Below are 21,128 nucleotides of genomic sequence, written 5' to 3' on the forward strand. Positions count from 1 at the left end.
ACAAAAATGTTCATTATGATTTATGAAGTTTTTCGTTCCAGACGCGATAGAGGATTGGCTTTTTCCGTATTAATTTAGTAACAGCATACTTATCTATAGCACTGTTATTATCTAATAAGGTGCTTTTGATTTCCAAAACAAATTTCATTTTTAAATTATATTTATTTATTTTATTTAAAAGATTAGCTTTAATATCTTCGTCACTTTTAATTTTACTTTTACTTTTAAATAAAGTGGATAAAAAATTATCCTTCCTATTTAAAAAGTAATTAAGCTCGCTTTGATATTTAGCGATTCTGCGATTAATTTTACGCTCTAAACGGCTGACCTTCTCTGCGATGACAGATTGCTCTTTAGCCAAACTAGTCCGATAGAGCCTATTGAGCTCATCTCTACTTAATGCCATGAGTCGCTGTGCTTCACTATTTTCAAGCTTGTTTAATTCTGGGCTAGCAACAATGCGGCCCACTCTATTTTTCACCTGCCCAAAGACATTTACAATTAACAAATGAGCACTACCCTGCCCAGTTGCTAATTGTTTTTCTAAATATTTTGCAGCTTCTATATTTAACTCAGTATTTAAAGCAGCTACAACTTTACTGTCCGTATAGCCTTTCGACTTTAGCTGAGTTATAAGATCGCTATTTATATATTCTTTATACATAAAATATTTTATATTTTTCTAAATAATTTAAAAACTCAAGACTATGCTTAGCTATTATAAGCCTCTTTTATTATTTTATCAGAGCAAATTTTCGAGAAATCTATTGCAAATATTTCAAAAAATTAAATATTATATATTTCAATATATACTTGAATTAAAGGCGCTACTGCGCCTTCAATTAATGTGCAGCCTCTTCGCCCATCTTAGTTTGTAGGTAGTTTTGCAAGCCTACATCTTTAACTAGATTTAACTCTGTCTCAATCTGATCAATATGCTCTTCTTGGTCCTCAAGAATTTCCTCAAGTAAGTCACGGCTAACGTAATCTTGTTTAGTTTCGCAAAGTGCAATGGTGCTTACCAGCTGATCACGAACTTGATGTGCTAACGCTAAATCACACTTTAAAATTTCATTTGTGTCTTCACCTATACGTAATTTTCCAAGATCTTGTAAATTCGGTAGGCCTTCAAGAAATAAAATACGCGCAATAAGATCATCGGCATTTTTCATTTCACGGATTGATTCTTTATAGTCCCACTTCGCAAGGACATTTAGCCCCCAATCCTGATACATACGTGAATGTAAAAAGTATTGATTAATTGCTATAAGTTGGTTGCCTAGCACTTTATTGAGTTGTGCTATGACGTCGCGATCGCCTTGCATGTTAGGTCCTCTATCATGTTTTTTGCACATGATAACAGACCTAACTGAAGAAAATAGGAAAAGAAAAATTTTCACATAAAAAGTGAGAGATACTAGACAGCGTAGGCCAAGTTAGCTGTATCGGCCACTATTGTATCTTTAATGGCTTGGCGAGTAATAGCTTTCGCTTGGCAAGCACATTTTCCACATTGAGTGGCACAACCTGTTTGTTGGCGAACTTCTCGCCAACTACGCGCTCCATCGCTAACGACCTGACAAATCTTACGATCTGTTACGCCTTTGCATAGACACACATACATGCCCTAACCTCAAAATAAGAATTATTTTCAAGAATAGGTAATGTAAATGATTCTCATAAAAAATAGCAATACGTAATTTGTAAATTTTACAAATTTGTAAAATTTTGACATAAAAAAGCCACTTAGTTTAAAACTTAAGCGGCTTTTAGTAACACTTATTAACGTAGTGACAATACTGTCCAGCCCCGCTCTTGAGCAATAGCTCTTAGCGTGTCATCAGGGTCAACAGCCACCGGATAAGTCACTTGCTCTAGTAGTGGCAAGTCATTATGTGAATCACTATAAAAATGGCTGCCTACTAAGCTGGCATTATGGTTACTGAGCCAGTTGTTCAAGCGTGTGACCTTGCCATCTTGGTAGCTAGGAATACCTGACACCTGCCCTGTATAACGCCCATCTTTCATGCCGCATTCAGTCGCAATTAAGTAATCTACACCTAAACGCTTGGCAATAGGCTCCGTAATAAAGCGATTGGTTGCAGTAATAATCATTAATGTATCGCCATCATTGCGGTGCTTATCTAATAAGGCTTCACCTTTCTTTAAAATGATTGGCTCAATACAGTCTCGCATAAAGTCCGCATGCCATTGATTCAACTGTTCCATGTCGGTACGACCTAAAATTTCTTGGCTAAAATTTTGATACGCCACTACATCTAGGCGACCAGCCAAGTAATCGTCGTAAAAAGCATCGTTGCGGGCTTGATAAGAAGTACTGTCTAATATACCTCTTTGGCATAAATAGTCGCCCCAGAGGTGATCGCTATCGCCTGCTAACAGCGTATTATCCAAGTCAAAAATAGCCAAACGCACGTTAAATACCTTTGTGACAAACAAAAATTCGACAGCCCAGCATAGCGACTTTTGCCGCACTTTCCTATGTTAACTGTCATAGCGCATTGAAGCGATGTCCTGCTTTATGGAACAATGCAGGCATAATATTGTATAGGTATGCTGGCATGATTGATGTGGAAGGTTATCGTCCCAACGTCGGCATAATTCTCGCTAATGACTTAGGTCAAGTTTTATGGGCTCGTCGCATTAACCAAAATGCTTGGCAATTCCCTCAAGGAGGGATTAATTCAAATGAAAGCGCAGAAGATGCTCTTTTTCGTGAATTACATGAAGAAGTAGGTCTAAAACCTGAGGACGTTGAAATTCTCGCTTGTACCAGAGGCTGGCTTCGCTATCGTTTACCTACACGATTAGTACGTACACATAGCCATCCCGTGTGTATTGGGCAAAAACAAAAATGGTTTTTGTTGCGATTAAAAGCAGCAGATAACCATGTGCGCATGGATTTGAGCACAAAACCTGAATTTGATGGTTGGCGTTGGGTAAGTTACTGGTATCCTTTAGGCCAAGTTGTTTCATTTAAACGCGAAGTTTATCGCAGAGCTCTAAAGGAGTTAGCTCCACGCCTTTGGGTACGCAGCTAAAAGCATCTTGTTAGATATTAGCGAAACCACCAGTATGCTCAACACGCTACGCAAAATTTCACAAGAAGTGAACGAGGCAAAAGATTTGCCTGGCGCGTTAGCCATTATTGTTGATCAAGTACGAGAAGCCATGCACAGTCATGTTTGCTCTGTGTACTTACGCGACCCCAAAACTAAGCGCTATGTATTAATGGCAACAGAAGGTTTGAATAAGCGTTCTGTTGGCAAGGTTAGCTTGGCTGAGCATGAGGGACTGGTGGGGCTGGTCGCAAGTGAGTCTGAAACGCTAAGCTTAGAAGATGCTACTAGCCATCCTAACTACCGCTATTTTGCTGAAACGGGCGAAGAACGTTTTTCCTCTTTTTTAGGTACACCTATTATTCATCATCGTAAAGTGCTTGGCGTACTGGTTGTGCAACAGCGTGAGCGCCGACAATTTGATGAAGGTGACGAAGCTTTCTTGATCACCATGAGTGCTCAGCTTTCTGGGGTGATTGCCCATGCCGAAGCAACAGGTTCCATTCGTGGTATTGATCAGCAAGGAAAAGGCGTACAAGAAGCCCGCTTTAGTGGTGTTTCTGGCGCTCCTGGCGCTGCCATTGGTAAAGCTGTTGTCATTTTACCAATGGCGGACTTAGACGTTGTACCTGATAAAGTAGTAGAGGATATAGAAGGACAATTAGATCTATTTAAACAAGCACTGGAATCTGTACGCACAGATATACGCACCTTATCAACTCGTTTAAGCCGCCAATTACGCCCTCAAGAGCGCGCGTTATTTGACGTCTACCTGATGATGCTAGAGAAAAACGCTTTAGCTGGTGATGTTATTGCGGTCATTAAGCAAGGACAGTGGGCACAAGGCGCGTTACGGCAAATAGTCAGCGACCATATTCGTCGTTTTGAAGCTATGGATGACGACTATCTACGTGAGCGTGCATCTGATGTAAAAGACATAGGAAGACGCTTATTATCCTATTTACAAAAAGCTGAAAAGCAGACGTTACGTTTCCCTAAAAATACTATTTTAGTCAGTGAAGAGCTGTCACCTGCGATGTTGGGCGAAATTCCAACAGAAAAGCTAGTTGGGTTAGTTTCGGTACAAGGCTCACGTAACTCTCATGTGGCTATTTTAGCCCGCGCTATGGGCATACCAACCGTAGTGGGTGCTAGCAACCTGCCCTATACTCGTTTAGATGGTATTTCTATGATTATCGATGGGTATCATGGAGATATTTTTACAAACCCTAGTTATTTGCTGCGCAAACAATATAAAGATGTTGTTAAAGAAGAGCAGTTAATTAATAAAGATTTAGACCAACTACGCCATCTACCTTGTGAAACCCAAGATGGTGTGAAGATTCCTTTATGGGTAAATACCGGGTTAGTCGCGGATATCCAGCGTGCTCTTGAACGTGGCGCTGAAGGCGTGGGACTTTACCGCTCAGAAGTTGCCTTTATGGGCAACATGCGTTTTCCTAGCGAATCAGAGCAGCTACAAATGTACCGTGAGCATTTACAAGCATTTCACCCAATGCCTGTCACCATGCGCACTTTAGATATTGGTGGCGATAAACCTTTAAACTATTTTCCAATTAAAGAGACCAATCCATTCTTAGGTTGGCGTGGCATCCGCATTAGTTTAGATCACCCAGAAATCTTCACCGTACAGATTCGCGCCATGCTCAAAGCCAGTGCTGGACTTAATAACCTGCGCTTGTTATTGCCTATGATTTCCAGCGTGACTGAGTTAGAGGACGCACTACAATTAATTGATCGTACCTATAATGAGCTGCTTGAAGAAGGCTTTATCATTGAGCGCCCACAAGTTGGGGTAATGATTGAAGTACCTTCAGCCGTTTATCAAGCACGTGAATTAGCACGCCGCTGTGATTTTCTATCTGTTGGCTCTAACGATTTAACGCAATACTTATTAGCTGTTGATCGTAACAATGCGAAAGTGGCTGATATCTATGACTACCTGCACCCTGCGATGCTGATGGCACTAAAATATGTCATTGATGCTGCCAATGCTGAGAATACGCCGGTAGGTATTTGTGGTGAAATGGCTGGAGATCCCGTGGCTGCTGTTTTATTACTGGCACTAGGTTTTGATAGTTTATCCATGAATGCTACCCATTTACCTAAGGTAAAATGGTTACTACGGCAAATTACAGCAGAACATGCTCGTGCTTTGTTAGAGGAAGTCAGCCAAGAAACCAGCTGCCATAGCATACATACCATTTTAAATAGTGCGCTTAACGAGCTTGGCTTGAGTAAAATTCTTAATCCTGCATCACATGTGCATACTAGCTAAGCTAAACGCAATGCAACTGCACCTAAAGCTATTAAAACTACAGCAAAAAAGCGGCTCATACTGATTTTTTCTTTCAGCATCCATGCTGCAAATAGCGTGGCGAATACTATGGATGTTTCACGCAAGGCTGCTACTAAAGCGATAGGTGCATGCAACATTGCCCACAACACCATGGCATAAGCTAAGCTTGAACCAAGGCCAGCAATACTTCCTGACACCCAATGTGTGCAACTATAAACAATAAAAGCTTGTTTATGGTAAGCCAGCGCCCAAATAACAATGGGAATAGTTGATAAAAAAAATAGCCAAACCGCATAGCTAATCGCACTGCCAGCATGACGCACACCTAGGCCATCGACCAAGGTGTACGCAGCAATCACTGTGGCATTTAATAAAGCTAAGATAATACCCGCAGTGCCCGCAGCTTTGCGTGCGCTCCACGCCATACTGACAATACCTAGTGCAATGAGAAAAATACCTAGCCAACCCCACATAGACAAGGATTCATCAAGCAAGCAAACACCAACTAGAGCTACTAACACAGGGGCAGTGCCACGCATCAGTGGGTAGCTTAAGCTCAAGTCAGATAACTTATAATTAAGCGCGACTAAGAGGTAGTACACCACTTGCAGAACAATTGAGACACCAAGGTAAAACCAGCTTTGCGAATGGGGCAATTCAATAAAGGGAAGCGCAAATGCGGTTAAAATACAGGTAGTTAGTGCTAATAATGCTGTACTTTTTAGCTTATCCTCACCATTTTTTACGATGCTATTCCATATGGCATGCAATAAAGCAGCCGCCAAAACTACGACAAAAACACTTAAGCTCATTGGTTATTTAACTAAAAAATCAATCTGAACCTGTGATGTTATCCGCCCATTGTTACCATATGTTTGCTCAAAAAATATAGATGGCTTTGTTCGATTAAGCTGCAGTAGGCTACTGCAGCGTGTGCCATAAGATGCTTCTTGAATAAATATGCTCGACAGTACGCGCTCAACGGCTAAAGGAACGCCTGTTTTCGGTAAGAATTTATCTTCAGCTTGGGTTTTATCTTGCATTAAAGCCATAAAGGCACGAATGTCTGCTTGCGCAAATAGCAATTGGCTAAACTGCTGTCGTAAACGTACTAATTTAGGCCAAGGCGTATCTAAGCTGGCATTACATAACCCATAAACGCCTGCTGGCAATGGGTAGGGCTCATCATCCTCTGAATGATAAAACCAGAGTTCATGTAAATTACCACAAAGAATATTAAAACCACTGTAATGGTCTTTCAGGCGGGCAATGCTATTTACGAAGGTGGCAGGATCTGTGTTGGTATCTAAGTAATCGACCAACAACTGCCCACGTGAGGAGTCACCCTCAGCTAAGTGAGGGTTACGAATATTGGTTAGCGCTGCGAAACTACCGAAGGAGTTAACCCCTAACCATGTGCCTAATGCTTGTAAGTCACGCCCGGCTAGAATGTTATATTCAGGCCACCATGATAGTGGATACGCAGGGCGCTCCAGAACTTCATCTCGGTTAGCTAACAGCACAAGTGGCTGCTCGGTCTCTGGTTGCCAAGAAAAAACAATCAAACACATTGCAGCCACCCATTATTATATTTCTATGACGTTAAGCACAACTCCGTCTAAGCCTACCACTTTAACGCGCGTCCCTTGTGGCAAGTCTTTACCTGCCACAATCCAAAAGCCATCACCCACGCGTACCTTTCCACGACCTAACGTAATCGCTTCATGCAATACAAACTCTTGTCCTAATAATTCTGAGCCACGCTTATTGAGTGATTCGTTTTTCACAGGACAACGTTTAAGACGAAGCCACCAAGCATAAGAGCAAACTAAGGATAATCCAGAAAAGAGTACATATTGCAACGCCCAGTGCAGGTTTGGAAAAATCCAAACAGCAACGCCGACAATAGCCGCTGCACTAGCAAATAACAAAAAGTAACCTGCCGTTCCAAGGACTTCTACCAACAGTAAAAGTCCAGCGAAAATAAACCAATCCCAGTAGCTTAAGCTTTGTAAATAGCTCAACACATCCATATGCGTTTACCGTTTTTCGTCTTTAAAAGTCGCTTTAATAATTTCGCCAATACCGGCTACTGAGCCAACCATTTGGCTCGCTTCTAATGGCATCATGACAATTTTGCTATTATTGGCTGAAGCAACTTTGCCTAAAGCATCAATATATTTTTGAGCAACAAAATAGTTCACTGCTTGCATATTTCCGCTGGCAATAGCTTCAGAAACCATGCGTGTTGCTTCTGCTTCAGCCTGCGCTTGACGCTCACGCGCTTCTGCTTCCAAGAAAGCCGACTCACGCAAGCCTTGAGCGGCTAAAATCTGAGCTTGCTTTTCACCTTCGGCCGTTAGAATCTCAGCTTGACGCTTACCTTCTGCTTCAAGAATTTGTGCACGCTTCAACCGCTCTGCCTTCATTTGGCTAGCCATGGCTTCAACAAGATCCGCTGGTGGCGTAATATCGCGGATTTCAATACGCGTTACTTTTACTCCCCAAGGCGCTGTAGCATCATCTACAGTGCGTAATAGGCGCTCGTTAATTTGATCGCGCTGGCTTAGCATGTGATCTAGCTCCATGGAGCCTAACACTGTACGAATATTAGTCGTTACAAGGTTTAAGATTGAGTAATGTAGGTCATTCACCTCATAAGCTGCACGGGCAGGATCAATAACCTGAAAGAAGCACACAGCATCAATACGCACCATAGCATTATCCGCACTAATAGCTTCTTGTGAGGGTACATCTAAAACATTTTCCATCACGTTAACTTTACGGCCAATACGATCAACTACTGGCACAATTAAATTCAAACCTGGGCTTAATGTTTTGGTGTAACGACCAAAACGCTCAACAGTCCATTCATGTCCTTGTGGTACTACTTTACAGCCCATTACAACAATAGCCGCTATTACAGCTACCAAAATAAAAATAAATGCACCCATTTCCATCTCCTATCTCCTAATTAAACCTGTTCGCTTTCAGGTGTGACACGTAAGATTTCTTCAACCGTAGTTAGCCCAGCCGCTACTTTTTGCGCACCCGATAAACGCAAACTGCGCATACCTGTGCGGAAGGCTTGACGACGTAATAAGGTAGTGTCTGTATCGGCCTTAATCAGTGTTTTGACTTCATCATTGAGTAATAAGATTTCATACACACCAACACGCCCTTTATAGCCTGTTTCACGGCACTCTATACAACCTACCGGCTTATGTACATTGGTAGGCAATGCAGATGACCAAGGTTGTGTTAATAACTTCCATTGTTCCTCAGAAATTTCTGTGGGCTGCTTACAATGCGGACATAGTGTGCGAACTAACCGCTGTGCCATTACCCCAAGAATAGTGGCTCGCAACAAATAATACGGCACGCCTAATTCTAATAAACGCGTAATAGCCCCTACTGCATCATTGGTATGTAGTGTAGATAAAACCAAGTGCCCTGTTAATGCAGCCTGAATAGCCATTTGCGCTGTTTCAAGGTCTCGAATCTCACCCACCATGATAATGTCAGGGTCTTGCCGCATTAATGCTCGCACACCACTTGCAAAGTCTACACCAATATTATGCTGCACTTGCATTTGGTTAAAGGCAGGTTCCACCATTTCAATGGGATCTTCAATTGTACAAACGTTAACCTGCTCAGTGGCGAGCTGTTTTAAAGTGGTATAAAGTGTTGTTGTCTTACCTGAGCCTGTAGGACCTGTTACTAAAATAATGCCATTGGGGCTGCTGGTCATTTTTGTCCAACGCGCCAAGTCATCTTTACCAAAACCTAGTTGATCAAATGATTTTAATAAGACTTCTGGGTCAAAAATACGCATGACCATTTTTTCACCAAACGCAGTAGGTAAAGTAGATAAGCGTAACTCCACTTCACTGCCATCTGGGGTTTTCGTTTTGACTCGGCCATCTTGCGGCTTACGTTTTTCCGCAACATTCATACGTCCCAAGGTTTTTAAGCGGCTAATAACAGCCATGGTGACCTGGGCAGGAAATTGGTAAACATTATGCAAGACGCCATCTATACGTAAGCGCACTGTCCCCTGCTCACGTCGTGGCTCAATATGAATATCACTGGCACGCTGTTGGAAAGCATATTGAAAGAGCCAATCTACAATAGTGACAATATGTGCATCATTAGCATCAGGCTCTTGATTGCTTGAGCCTAAATTTAGTAATTGCTCAAAATTACCAATTCCAGCCATGTAGTTATCATTAGTTGAGGCCCCTGAAACTGAGCGAGCAAGGCGGTAAAACTCAACAGTATAGCGTCGGATATCGGCTGGATTGGCGACTACACGTTTAATCTTACGCCCTAAAACATGCAGTAAATTTGTCTCCCACGACTTAGTAAAGGGCTGTGCACTGGCAATAGTGGCGCTTTCTGCAGTGACTTCAATAGCTAAAATTTGATGCCGTTGTGCGAAAGCATAAGACATCACAGGTGTAACACTTGCAGCATCAATTTTTAATGGATCAATACGCACGTACTCTTGCCCAGCCCATTGCGCCAGCCATGTACACAAGCGTTCCATATCTAGTTTTTTACCCGCAAAAGCGAGGTCATCTAATTGTTGATCTGCAATAAACTCAATAGGATTCTGCTGTGGGTTATGTTTACTTAAGCGTTTTAGATTCATGCATTGCTCAGCCATATTCTGATCAATACGCTTCATACGTACTAATTCAGTGAGCACATCATTTAGTTCTAACCAACGATCGGACATAAATCTAAACCTTAGGCATTTGCTACAATTGGCTAAGCCTATGCAATTTTTTAAAAAAAAGTATTGAGCAGATACACAGCTTGCATGAAAAATAAAAAATACTTAAAACTAATGCCCTGTTTTACTGCCTTGCAAGAACATCCATTGTGCGCATAACAAAGAAAACATACCCCACTGGCGCTTAGTAAGCCATGTTATAAAAGAAGCATGCACTGATTGTGGTGCCTGCTGCGCCCAACTCGATTGGATGATGTGCAATGTGGCTGCTAATTGTGAATTGACTGGGGCTAATAATTGTTGCATTTGTCCTAAGCTCGCCAGCCAAGCAATAAATAAATCATGCTGCGCATACTGAGCAAAATCTTCTGCATAACGCTGGCTACGATGGAGTATTTTTTCTAATAATCGAATGCGTTCGATAGTGCTCAGCTCACGTGGGATCATTGTTACGGCCGCTGCTTTTTCTGCCTCAGCTTGCATTAATAAACGATAGCCACGTTCTGCTTTGCTAATTTCACTGGGTAACACGGGTAAATCTTGTGCTATTTGTACGGCTATATCAAACAAAGCACCCGCCTGCCCTTGCTTGAGTTCTAACTCTACTTCACAAATAATTTCTGTTTGATTTTCGCTAGTAATAGTACCTTCATCTAAGGCCACTTCAATCAGGCTTTGAGCGCCATTTTGTTGCCACTTAATTAGTGTTTTATGACGAGTAAAGTCAGTTCTAAAAATAGGTATAAGCTGATTTTTAACTGAGTCAGCCAACGCCTGCGGCCAGATATCTGGCGTGAGCAGTGTGATATCTAAGTGCTCTGATAAAAGCGGCCATTCCCATTCATAACGCTGAGATAACCCTGCCACACTGGTACCTTGTGTTTTTAGCGTTTGAATAAACTGCTCACCAGTTTTTCGCGTACGTAAAGCGATTTTTTCTTGAGTTAAGGCAAAATTAGGCGTGTCATAGTAAATATTAAATAATTTTTTCTCTTGCCATGTTTCTTGTTGAGATTGGTTGATTAGCGCATGAGATCGCACTCTACCGAGCACTTGAGGCGTCACTTTTAACTTAATTTCGGTTTCAATTGGCATAAACATCTCACTATAAATATGTATCCGATTGACTCTGTTACTGGTCGTTACTGATAACCCACCGTATAATTAGGATTCGTCATTAGAAACTGAGCGCAGCTCTTCCTATGTCAATAAATCCATTTGTTAGCTTATTTGGTCGTTCTCCGATCGGCCCAATGCAACAGCACATAGCCAAGGCGCATGAGTGTGCATCTAACTTGATTCCTTTTTTTCAAGCTGTTATTGCTGAAGATTGGGAGCAAGTAGAACGTGTACAGCAAACGATGTCCAATCTTGAAAAAGACGCCGACAAGTTAAAGCGTAACGTTCGTATGCATCTACCTAAAAGCCTATTCCTACCTGTACCACGCTCAGACCTATTAGAGCTGCTTAGTGTACAAGACAAAGTCGCAAACCGCGCAAAAGACATTGCTGGACTCATGCTTGGTCGTAAAATGACCATACCTCAGCCTTTGCAACTCCCCATTTTAACCTTTGTGCAGCGCACTGTAGATGCCAGTGCACAAGCGTTAAAAGCAATGAATGAGCTCAATGATATTTTAGAAACAGGTTTTGGTTCACGTGAAATTTCACGGGTAACTGAAATGGTTGAAATTGTTGAGGACATTGAACAAGACACGGACCGCATGCAAGTTGAAGTACGCCGCGGCCTATTTGCTTTGGAGAAGGATCTTCCACCTGTTGATGTGATGTTCTTATACACCATCATTGAATGGATTGGCGACGTTGCTGACCGCGCTGAGCGTGTAGGTAACCGTCTTGAACAACTCCTTGCACGCTAAACTTAGCTGCACAAAATAGCGGATTCACTATGTCTACCTTTCTTGTTGAGCATGGCACTCTACTCTTAGCACTTGCCTGTTTGTTTGGTTTTTTTATGGCGTGGGGTGTAGGTGCTAATGACGTGGCTAACGCCATGGGCACTTCTGTTGGCTCTAAAGCATTAACCATTAAACAAGCTATTCTCATCGCAATGATTTTTGAGTTTTGCGGTGCTTATTTTGCCGGTGGTGAAGTAACTGACACTATCAAAAACGGCATTGTTCATACTGATGCGGTTGAGCCGAACTTACTGGTTATAGGCATGCTCTCAGCCTTATTAGCCGCCGGTACTTGGCTACTGATCGCCAGCACTAAAGGCTGGCCAGTATCAACCACTCACACCATCATTGGTGCCGTCATTGGTTTTGCAGCTGTGGGTATTTCTTTTGATGCTGTGCAATGGAGCGCCATTTTACCTATTACGGCTAGTTGGGTCGTTACACCTTTTATTTCTGGCGCTGTCGCCTTTATGTTGTTCATTAGTGTGCAGCACTTAATTATGAACACAGAAGATCCTTTTGCTAATGCCAAACGTTATGTACCTATGTACATGTTCGTGACCGGCTTTATGGTTGCGATCATGACCTTATCAAAAGGGTTAAAGCATGTGGGTATCAACCTCTCTAACGAGCAAAGTGTTTTATTATCCTTAATGGTAGGCGGCGTTGTAATGACGCTAGGCGTTATTTTATTACGCCGTATACGTTTACCTGAAGGCGCCAACCGCTCCCAACTTTATGGCAGTACTGAGAAAGTCTTTGCTATCCTAATGATTTTTACAGCCTGCTCTATGGCATTTGCTCATGGTGCAAATGATGTAGCTAACGCCGTAGGTCCATTAGCCGCTATTGCTAGCGTTGTATCTTCAGCAGGTGATACCGCCATTGATCTTGCCGCTAAAACAGCAGTGCCTACATGGGTACTGTTTTTAGGCGCATCAGGCATTGTAGTTGGACTTGCCACTTACGGTTATAAAGTCATTGCCACCATTGGTGGGCAAATCACCGAGTTAACACCTAGCCGCGGTTTTGCTGCTGAGCTAGCTACGGCATCAACCGTAGTTGGCGCCTCTGCCTTTGGTATGCCAGTATCAACTACCCACACTCTGGTAGGTGCAGTGCTTGGTATTGGTTTGGCACGTGGCATCAGCGCCTTAAACTTACAGGTGATTGGCTCAATCTTTATGTCATGGGCTATTACTTTACCTGCTGGTGCCTTGCTCTCTATCTTATTCTTCACCATCATGCGCTACATTTTCTTGTAAGCCACCCAGTAGGCTATGCTAAAAGCATAGCCTACTTAAAATTTCTTTGGTTTGATTCTAGCTTTTCTACCTAAAGACTCTTATTGTCGAACTATTCGTTTGATTGCCCCATGGTTCAACAAAGATGCACGAATACGTAAACTGGCTTCGTAATGCCTCCCCCTATATTAATATGCACCGTGGTCGCACTTTTGTTATTGCACTACCAGGTGCAGCTTTAGCACACCAGAACTTTCGCAATATAGTGCATGATCTTGTGCTGTTACATAGCCTAGGCGTGCGTTTAGTTTTAGTTCATGGCGCTCGACCGCAAATAGAACAACGTTTAGCCCAAAAAAATATTGCTTCATCTTTTCATAACGCATTACGCATTACAGACAGTCAAACGCTACAGTGTGTGCAAGAAGCTGTTGGTCAGTTACGTATTGCTATTGAAGCGCGTTTTTCGATGGATATGATGTCATCGCCTATGCAAGGTGCGCATGTACAAGTTGTAGGTGGTAACTTTGTAACTGCTAAACCTATTGGCGTAGTAGAGGGTGTCGATTACCAATATACTGGTGAAATTCGTCGAGTTAATCGCAAAGCCATTATTGAGCAGCTAGACCAGCATAATATTGTTTTACTACCTTCTTTAGGCTATTCCCCTACAGCTGAGGTTTTTAACCTGTCCAGTGTAGATATTGCAACAGAAGTAGCTGTATGCCTAAAAGCAGACAAGCTCATTTTGTTTGGTGAGGACAAAGGGTTACTAGATGAACAAGGACAACTGATCCGCGAGCTCTGTCCGCAACAAGCGCCTACTCACCTACAACGTTTAAACGAAGGCAGTGATGCCGCACGCCAACTAAAAGCAGCAGCACAAGCCAGTGCGCATGTTGCTCGATGCCATATGATCAGCTACGCCGATAATGGTGCTTTATTAACTGAGCTTTTTACCCGTGACGGTGGCGGAACCTTAATTGATGAGCAACTCTTTGAACAAGTACGTGAAGCCAATATTAACGATGTAGGCGGACTCATTGAGCTAATACGCCCATTAGAAGAGCAGGGCATACTGGTACGTCGCTCGCGTGATATGTTAGAGCGTGAAATAGAGCGCTTTAGTATTGTAGAACGCGATGGTTGCATTATTGCGTGTGCCGCACTCTATCCCTTTATCGAAGAAAATACCGGAGAGCTCGCTTGCCTTGCTGTCAACCCTGAATATCGTCATGGCGGGCGCGGTGATATTTTGCTTGAGCGCATTGAGCAACGGGCAAGAGCCTTACGCCTTCATCATCTCTTTGTGCTCACCACTCGCACCGCTCATTGGTTTCAAGAGCGCGGTTTTGAACCTTGTGAAATAGAACAATTACCTAAGAAAAAAGCACAGCTTTATAATTTTCAACGCAACTCTAAAGTTTTCCGAAAAAGCCTTGGCGCTTTATCCTAATGACTACTATTGTATTGCAAAAAGATTAGTTAAGCTGTTATTGATAGCTCTGTAAATCCATGAATTTACACTCTGATTCTTTTAGGAGATTTTTATGATCAAAGGAAAAACGCTAGCATGGGCTTTAACTGCTGGTTTAGCCAGTTTTTCTATGGCTCATACTGCACAAGCAGCCGATGACAAATTCGTAACAATCGGCACTGGTGGACAAACAGGGGTTTACTATGTAGCTGGGCAATCTATTTGCCGCTTCGTAAACCGTGACAGTAAACGCCATGGTATCAAATGTAACGCTCCTGCAAGCGGTGGCGGTGTTGCCAACGTCAATGGTATCCGTAGTGGTGAGTTCAACTTCGGCATCATGCAGTCAGACCATCAATACAAAGCAATGAAAGGGCTACCTCCTTTTGATAAAGAAGGTCCGATGGAAGATGAGCGTGCTGTATTCTCGCTACAAAGTGAAGTTTTCACTATTTTAGCGCGCCGTGATGCACATATTGCCAACTTTGACGATCTTAAAGGTAAGCGTGTTAACGTGGGCAACCCTGGTTCAGGCCAGCGCGATACATTAGAAGAAATTATGGCTGTCAAAGGCTGGAAAAAATCTGACTTTGCACTAGCGGCTGAGTTAAAACCAGCAGAGCAAGCCAGCGCCCTAGGCGATAATAATATTGATGCCATGACCTACTTTGTGGGCCATCCTAATGGTGCTATTCAAGAAGCCACAACTACTGTAGATGCTGTGCTTATACCTGTGACAGGTCCAGCCATCGACAAACTATTGGCTGAAAAAACATATTTCACCAAAGCTGACATTCCAGGCGGTGTTTACACTGGTAACGAAAACCCAACGCCTTCTATTGGTGGTAAAGCTGTACTAACTACTAGCGCCAAAGTAAGCCCAGATGTTGTTTATGAAGTTGTTAAATCTGTGTTTGATAACTTTGATCGCTTCAAAAAATTGCACCCTGCCTTCCATGATCTAACAGAAAAAGACATGATCAGCGTTGGCCTAACTGCACCATTACATGAAGGTGCTGTGCGTTACTATAAAGAACGTGGCTGGATGTAATTCTCTGTTCCTACCCTAAGCATTACCCCGCGCGCAAGCGCGGGTCTTCTAATTTAAGATTCAAGGTTTCATATGACTGAAAAGCAACTATCTGTTGAAGAGCTCATTGCTCAAGATAGCGGTGCTCGTCTTCCAGCTGGCTCTATGGCTTACATGATTGCTGGTTTAGCATTACTCTGGTCATGTTTTCAATTATGGATAGCATCGCCCCTCCCCTTTATCTTTAAGTTTGGTGTATTTAATGACACTCAAGCTCGCGCTATTCATTTAACTTTTGCGTTAATTCTTGCGTTTTTAACCTATCCGGCATTCAAGCGCTCACCTCGTACTTACGTTCCCATTATAGATCTAGCACTAGGCTTTGTTGCGGCCGCTACAGCTGCCTACTTGTTTATTTTCTATCAAGACTTAGCTCAACGCCCGGGTAGCTTAACCCGCGAAGATTTAATTACAGCCTGCATTGGCATTCCATTATTACTGGAAGCAACACGTCGTGTATTAGGTCCGCCTTTAGCGATTATTGCGCTTATATTTTTGGCCTATAGCATCCTTGGACCTTATATGCCGGACTTGTTGCAACACCGTGGTGTTAGCTTAACGGCCTTAGCTAACCATCAATGGATTACTACAGAGGGCGTTTTTGGTATTGCTTTAGGTGTTTCCACCAGCTTTGTGTTTCTATTTGTACTTTTTGGTGCGCTATTAGAACGCGCAGGTGCAGGTAATTACTTTATTCAGTTGGCATTTAGCCTGCTAGGTCATATGCGCGGTGGGCCTGCAAAAGCAGCTGTAGTCTCTTCTGCCCTTACAGGTATGATTTCTGGCTCCTCTATTGCTAATGTGGTAACCACAGGCACCTTTACTATCCCAATGATGAAACGGGTTGGCTTTAGTGCTGAAAAAGCAGGGGCTGTTGAGGTTGCCTCCTCGGTGAATGGGCAAATTATGCCTCCTGTCATGGGCGCGGCTGCTTTCCTTATGGTGGAATACATAGGTATTCCTTATGTGGAAATCATTAAACACGCCTTCCTACCTGCTACCATTTCCTATATTGCACTGCTCTATATTGTGCATTTAGAAGCCATGAAACTAGGTATGCAGCCAATAGGTCAGCGCGCCCCAAAACCTATTTTGCGTCGTTTAATGGGCTTTGCGTTTGGCGTTGCTTTTATTTCAGGTATCTCATTAGCTGTGTATTACGGCCTAGGCTGGTTAAAACCAGTGTTAGGTGAGTATATGCTGCTAGGTTCTGGCGTTATTCTGGCTATTGTTTATCTTGGCCTGCTAAAAATTGCAGCTAACAATCCAGCATTAGCTATGGATGACTCAGATAAACCCTTAGAAAAACTACCTAATACTCGCCACGTTTTACTCTCAGGACTGCACTTTATCCTACCTGTTGTAGTACTGGTTTGGTGCTTAATGATTGAGCGACTATCTCCTGGTCTGTCTGCATTTTGGGGAACAGTGATGTTGGTAATTATTCTGATTACCCAACGTCCACTGCTCAATTGGATGCGCAAAGATAACTCACATGATCACGGTAGTTTAAAAGACGGCTTTGTTGATTTGCGTGAAGGTATGATTGCTGGTGCTCGTAATATGGTGGGTATCGGCATAGCCACTGCAACGGCTGGTATTATCGTAGGTGCTGTATCACAAACTGGGGTTGGGTTAGTTTTAGCTGATTTAGTAGAGCTGCTTTCTATGGGCAACTTATTGCTCATGTTAGTACTGACGGCTATTTTCAGTTTAATTCTAGGCATGGGGCTACCAACCACAGCTAACTATATTGTGGTGTCAACTCTATTAGTACCTGTCATCGTAACCTTAGGCCAGCAAAATGGCTTGATAGTGCCACTGATCGCTGTGCATCTATTCGTGTTCTATTTCGGTATCATGGCAGATGTCACACCGCCTGTAGGCCTCGCTTCCTTTGCCGCTGCTGCTGTTTCAAAGGGAAGCCCAATTCAAACTGGGGTCCAAGCGTTTTACTACAGTTTAAGAACTGCCGCTTTGCCATTCCTATTTATCTTTAACACTGACCTGTTATTGATTAACGTAGATTTTTGGCATGGTGCTCTGATTTTCATTGTAGCTACTCTAGCCATGCTGATTTTTGCTGCAGGTACTCAAGGCTGGTTCATCACCCGTAATCGCTGGTATGAAAACATACTGCTTTTACTGGTTGCCTTTACTCTTTTCCGTCCTGGCTTTTGGATGGACTTTATTGCTAACCCTTACGAATCCTACCCACCAAGTCAGCTAACTCAAGCCCTTGCTGATAGCGATTCAAGTAAAACCATACGCTTGACTGTAATGGGTGAAAATGACGTTGGTGATCCAAAACAAATGACACTACTAATCCCTGTACCTCAAGGAGAAACAGGAGAAGAAAAGCTTGAATCTTTAGGTTTAGAGTTAATTGAAGAAGATGGCAAAATACTAGTCGACAATACCGCTTGGGGCTCTCCTGCGGCGGACTTAGGGCTACATATGGATCAAGAGATTCTAGAAGTCTTAGCGCCTGTAGAGCGTATCCGCAAAGAGTGGATGTGGATCCCTGGGCTAGCTTTACTGGCCTTTGTTGCCTTTATGCAACAACGTCGTCGAAGAAAAACAAACCTTACTTGCTAAACTCAAAAGCCTAATGTAAATACATTAGGCTTTTTTTAGAACCTAATTTTCAGTTCTGTACGCTGCAACTTTAAACGTGCTAATGCTAAATTTGCTTGCTCACGCTCCAGCACATAGTAAACAAATAGCTCAGGATGGGCAGATAGAGGGCGTAAGAGATGATATTGGTTATTTAATGTAATCAGCATATCTTCTATCTGTTGCTGCTGTCCTAACAACTTGAGCGTTTTACGCTGTGTTTTTAATACTTCGCAATGAGCCGCTGCAGCAATTTCAATATCAATATGCTCACCCAAGCTGCCAAGCAACATACCACTTGCACTATCAACTACTGCTGCCGCAATAGCCCCATTTAATGAAATAAGTCCTTGTAGGTGGTTATGAAGTTCGTTCATGCCTACTCCTTAGCAGGACCAGGCTGAGCTAAGGCTGTACTTATAGCAGCTTCTGTATTTTTTACATGCCACATAGCTGTTCCATAGTTAATGCGATCATCAAATAATGTAAATAAAATATAGTTGCGTTTTGGGCCTCTTATTTGCCGGCACACCACCAAACCCTGCTCACACTCCACCACAATACTATTTACATTTTTAAGTTGAAATTCTTTTGCAATAGATGAGCTTAAACCAAATAAAGCAGCCGACATTGCAGTAACGCGACGCTCCACTAAGGTATCACAACTGATATTGACCAAGGGAAAACCATCGGCTAAAGCTATGGCACCAATGCAAAAGCCTTCAGCCTTTAACTTAAGCTGCTCTAGGCTACTGCTGCAAAGCTGCAATAAATAAATGTCTGACTTACTCATAACGCTAAATGCCCATCTAAGAATTGCGTTACTTCAGCATTGGCAATTAAAGATTCCACTAGCAATTGCACCTGTTCACGATAGCGCACATCCGTCACAAACAAAGGCAAAGCTAAGCCTCTTTGGCTTAATACTCGTTGATAAGGTGCTAATACTGCGTCTCCGAAGGCTTGCGCATGCCCTACTGCCACAACAACAGCGCCACACGCTACCAGTTCAGGAAAGGCATCAAGGTACAGGTCTAACTGCTGCAAAGCATTAGCTTCTAAGTGATTCAATAATAAAATAGCACCTAGTGCTCCCTGCGCCAAAACTTCCCACATAAAAGAGAAATGTGCCTGGCCAGGAATACCATATAAGGCTACAAACTCATCAGATGAAAGATGTAACTCACCATAATCCATTGCTACTGTTGTGGTTGCTTTAGCAGCACTTAGCTGGTCAAAGTTTTGCGCTTCTGTCGCTATTGGAGGAATATCACTTAAGGCCGTAATAGCTGTTGTTTTTCCTGCCCCCATAGGGCCAATAAACAAAATCTTCATCGTGTATAGACTTTTGAAAAGCCAAGCCCTAAACGATCACGCAAACGTGCAAGAAAACCTTTGTTCTCTTCATCACTTATGGGCGCTTGTAAGCTTTCGTTAGGCGTTAGCTCAACAAGACGTTTATTGACTTCAATGCCCGCACAATGACAAGCCTGCAAAAAGCTAGCCACTTGCTCTACTGACACATCTGCAAAACGACGTGCTTTATCAAGCGAACAGAACTGGCGTGAAAACAGTGCAGCTAAACGCATGATAGATGATGATGTGCGCCACTCACTCAGTAGCGGCCAAGCCTCAATTTGAAATTCAGTCTTAGGTTCAAACCAAGTACTAGATGGCGCTAGCTTAGTTTCTAAAGCTAACGCCCAAAGTACTTTTCTCATTGGATAACTTTGTAAGCTAGCATCCATCACGACTGTATTAGGAACAGCTGTTAATGGTTTAGGACTTTCTTTCAGTAAGCCTAAAAGCAATTCAAAAGAAACTAGATTGCTCTGAATGCAATCTTGCTCTGGTAGAAAGCGGACCAGTGAGCCTTGGTGAATGAACTGGGTAGCACCTTTCATAGCATCAAGTTGCTCAATAATAGCTTTATTTAAAGGTACAGCATCTAATTCCATCAAAACACTGTTTTCACAGCGTTCAAGCAAGGCTAAAAACCCCTGAACACGAAGCGGCCAAGCAAGTTTAAAGCGTTGTAACGTAGCACCAGAACCAAAGGTTGCAATGGCAATTTCTTGACCTGCTTTACGTTGAATTTTCAAATCTGCTGTTGAGCTACGTGTTGGGACAGCATAAACCCAATTTAAACGCGTTTTGCGCTGTAAAATTTTAATTTGGTGTTTTAATAAGTGTATTTCGTGCTCAGAGCAACCAGAACATGAAACTGTAAATAAGGTATCTACTTGCATGATAAGGCTAAAGCTTTGGCAAAGACACAGACTCAAAGTACTGTCTACCCACAGGCACTAAAAGCACGCATTCATTGCGGATGAATGAAAATATCTGATTATTATACTCAAGTATTAATAGTGAAATAATATCACTTATAGAATGTGATTCACATCAAATTAAGATTGATTTTATCTATTAGATTATATAGTAAGCCTATAGGTCTTTATTGAAAGCGAAACAGGCGATTAAGCTTTATTTTTTTACGGATATAAAAAAATCCCAGCTTATTGCTAAGCTGGGATTTTGTTTTAGGCGCTTGACGGTGACCTACTCTCACATGGGGAGACCCCACACTACCATCGGCGATACATCGTTTCACTTCTGAGTTCGGGATGGGATCAGGTGGTTCCAA

General features: G+C 42.6%; 21 protein-coding genes and 1 rRNA gene. 7 read left to right on the forward strand and 15 right to left on the reverse strand.

The window, feature by feature from the left end; all coding sequences use genetic code 11:
- Positions 1–13: 13 nt before the first annotated feature.
- The 4 genes from VQ643_RS06685 to VQ643_RS06700 all read right to left on the reverse strand — a co-directional run bounded on the left by VQ643_RS06685 (position 14) and on the right by VQ643_RS06700 (position 2,436).
- Positions 14–664, reverse strand: a complete 651-nt coding sequence (locus VQ643_RS06685; RefSeq protein WP_414198640.1) for a hypothetical protein — start codon at positions 662–664, stop codon at positions 14–16.
- Between the two features lie 178 nt (positions 665–842).
- Positions 843–1,325 carry a bacterioferritin gene (gene bfr / locus VQ643_RS06690; RefSeq protein WP_414198642.1) on the reverse strand — a complete coding sequence of 161 codons (483 nt, stop codon included), beginning with the start codon at positions 1,323–1,325 and terminating at the stop codon, positions 843–845.
- A gap of 92 nt (positions 1,326–1,417) precedes the next feature.
- Positions 1,418–1,624, reverse strand: coding sequence for a (2Fe-2S)-binding protein (locus tag VQ643_RS06695; RefSeq protein ID WP_414198644.1), 207 nt, complete (start codon positions 1,622–1,624; stop codon positions 1,418–1,420).
- A 158-nt stretch (positions 1,625–1,782) separates the two neighbouring features.
- Positions 1,783–2,436: an HAD family hydrolase gene (locus VQ643_RS06700; protein WP_414198646.1), complete on the reverse strand. Its 654-nt coding sequence runs from the start codon at positions 2,434–2,436 to the stop codon at positions 1,783–1,785.
- A gap of 146 nt (positions 2,437–2,582) precedes the next feature.
- Here VQ643_RS06700 and VQ643_RS06705 point away from each other — a divergent pair, with 146 nt between their 5' ends.
- Both VQ643_RS06705 and ptsP read left to right on the forward strand, forming a co-directional pair.
- Complete coding sequence (locus tag VQ643_RS06705; protein ID WP_414198647.1) at positions 2,583–3,062, forward strand: RNA pyrophosphohydrolase; 480 nt, start codon at positions 2,583–2,585, stop codon at positions 3,060–3,062.
- A gap of 34 nt (positions 3,063–3,096) precedes the next feature.
- Positions 3,097–5,379, forward strand: a complete 2,283-nt coding sequence (ptsP, locus tag VQ643_RS06710) for a phosphoenolpyruvate--protein phosphotransferase (protein WP_414198676.1) — start codon at positions 3,097–3,099, stop codon at positions 5,377–5,379.
- On the opposite strand, the gene VQ643_RS06715 is transcribed toward ptsP, so the two are convergent.
- The 6 genes from VQ643_RS06715 to VQ643_RS06740 form a co-directional block, all read right to left on the reverse strand.
- Positions 5,376–6,212 carry an EamA family transporter gene (locus VQ643_RS06715; protein WP_414198650.1) on the reverse strand — a complete coding sequence of 279 codons (837 nt, stop codon included), beginning with the start codon at positions 6,210–6,212 and terminating at the stop codon, positions 5,376–5,378. The genes ptsP and VQ643_RS06715 overlap by 4 nt on opposite strands.
- A 3-nt stretch (positions 6,213–6,215) precedes the next feature.
- On the reverse strand, positions 6,216–6,971 hold the full coding sequence (locus VQ643_RS06720) for an NRDE family protein (RefSeq protein ID WP_414198652.1): 756 nt from the start codon (positions 6,969–6,971) through the stop codon (positions 6,216–6,218).
- Between the two features lie 15 nt (positions 6,972–6,986).
- Positions 6,987–7,433: an NfeD family protein gene (locus VQ643_RS06725; protein WP_414198654.1), complete on the reverse strand. Its 447-nt coding sequence runs from the start codon at positions 7,431–7,433 to the stop codon at positions 6,987–6,989.
- Positions 7,434–7,439: 6 nt separating this feature from the next.
- A complete protein-coding gene (locus VQ643_RS06730) occupies positions 7,440–8,360 on the reverse strand; it encodes an SPFH domain-containing protein (RefSeq protein WP_414198655.1) in 921 nt (306 codons plus the stop codon).
- 14 nt (positions 8,361–8,374) lie between these two features.
- Positions 8,375–10,141 carry a GspE/PulE family protein gene (locus VQ643_RS06735; protein WP_414198657.1) on the reverse strand — a complete coding sequence of 589 codons (1,767 nt, stop codon included), beginning with the start codon at positions 10,139–10,141 and terminating at the stop codon, positions 8,375–8,377.
- Between the two features lie 108 nt (positions 10,142–10,249).
- A complete protein-coding gene (locus tag VQ643_RS06740) occupies positions 10,250–11,233 on the reverse strand; it encodes an inorganic triphosphatase (protein WP_414198659.1) in 984 nt (327 codons plus the stop codon).
- Between the two features lie 107 nt (positions 11,234–11,340).
- Here VQ643_RS06740 and VQ643_RS06745 point away from each other — a divergent pair, with 107 nt between their 5' ends.
- The 5 genes from VQ643_RS06745 to VQ643_RS06765 all read left to right on the forward strand — a co-directional run bounded on the left by VQ643_RS06745 (position 11,341) and on the right by VQ643_RS06765 (position 18,466).
- Positions 11,341–12,018, forward strand: coding sequence for a TIGR00153 family protein (locus VQ643_RS06745; RefSeq protein ID WP_414198661.1), 678 nt, complete (start codon positions 11,341–11,343; stop codon positions 12,016–12,018).
- A gap of 29 nt (positions 12,019–12,047) precedes the next feature.
- A complete protein-coding gene (locus tag VQ643_RS06750) occupies positions 12,048–13,322 on the forward strand; it encodes an inorganic phosphate transporter (RefSeq protein WP_414198663.1) in 1,275 nt (424 codons plus the stop codon).
- A 124-nt stretch (positions 13,323–13,446) separates the two neighbouring features.
- Entirely contained in the window at positions 13,447–14,757 is a 1,311-nt protein-coding gene (gene argA / locus VQ643_RS06755) for an amino-acid N-acetyltransferase (protein ID WP_414198664.1), read from the forward strand.
- Positions 14,758–14,854: 97 nt separating this feature from the next.
- A complete protein-coding gene (locus tag VQ643_RS06760; protein WP_414198679.1) occupies positions 14,855–15,829 on the forward strand; it encodes a TAXI family TRAP transporter solute-binding subunit in 975 nt (324 codons plus the stop codon).
- Between the two features lie 72 nt (positions 15,830–15,901).
- Positions 15,902–18,466, forward strand: a complete 2,565-nt coding sequence (locus VQ643_RS06765; RefSeq protein WP_414198665.1) for a TRAP transporter permease — start codon at positions 15,902–15,904, stop codon at positions 18,464–18,466.
- A gap of 35 nt (positions 18,467–18,501) precedes the next feature.
- On the opposite strand, the gene VQ643_RS06770 is transcribed toward VQ643_RS06765, so the two are convergent.
- The 5 genes from VQ643_RS06770 to rrf form a co-directional block, all read right to left on the reverse strand.
- Positions 18,502–18,861: a hypothetical protein gene (locus VQ643_RS06770; RefSeq protein WP_414198666.1), complete on the reverse strand. Its 360-nt coding sequence runs from the start codon at positions 18,859–18,861 to the stop codon at positions 18,502–18,504.
- A 2-nt stretch (positions 18,862–18,863) separates the two neighbouring features.
- A complete protein-coding gene (locus VQ643_RS06775) occupies positions 18,864–19,277 on the reverse strand; it encodes a roadblock/LC7 domain-containing protein (protein ID WP_414198667.1) in 414 nt (137 codons plus the stop codon).
- Positions 19,274–19,819: a GTP-binding protein gene (locus VQ643_RS06780; RefSeq protein ID WP_414198669.1), complete on the reverse strand. Its 546-nt coding sequence runs from the start codon at positions 19,817–19,819 to the stop codon at positions 19,274–19,276. The genes VQ643_RS06775 and VQ643_RS06780 overlap by 4 nt, the downstream gene beginning before the upstream one ends.
- Positions 19,816–20,733 carry a hypothetical protein gene (locus VQ643_RS06785; RefSeq protein ID WP_414198671.1) on the reverse strand — a complete coding sequence of 306 codons (918 nt, stop codon included), beginning with the start codon at positions 20,731–20,733 and terminating at the stop codon, positions 19,816–19,818. The genes VQ643_RS06780 and VQ643_RS06785 overlap by 4 nt, the downstream gene beginning before the upstream one ends.
- A 297-nt stretch (positions 20,734–21,030) precedes the next feature.
- Positions 21,031–21,128, reverse strand: a 5S ribosomal RNA gene (gene rrf, locus VQ643_RS06790); the annotation flags it as partial.

Origin of the sequence: Pseudomonas sp. F1_0610 (genome assembly GCF_047470865.1) — a bacterium.
In the GTDB taxonomy this organism is placed as follows: Bacteria; Pseudomonadota; Gammaproteobacteria; order Pseudomonadales; family Pseudomonadaceae; genus JAZDRH01.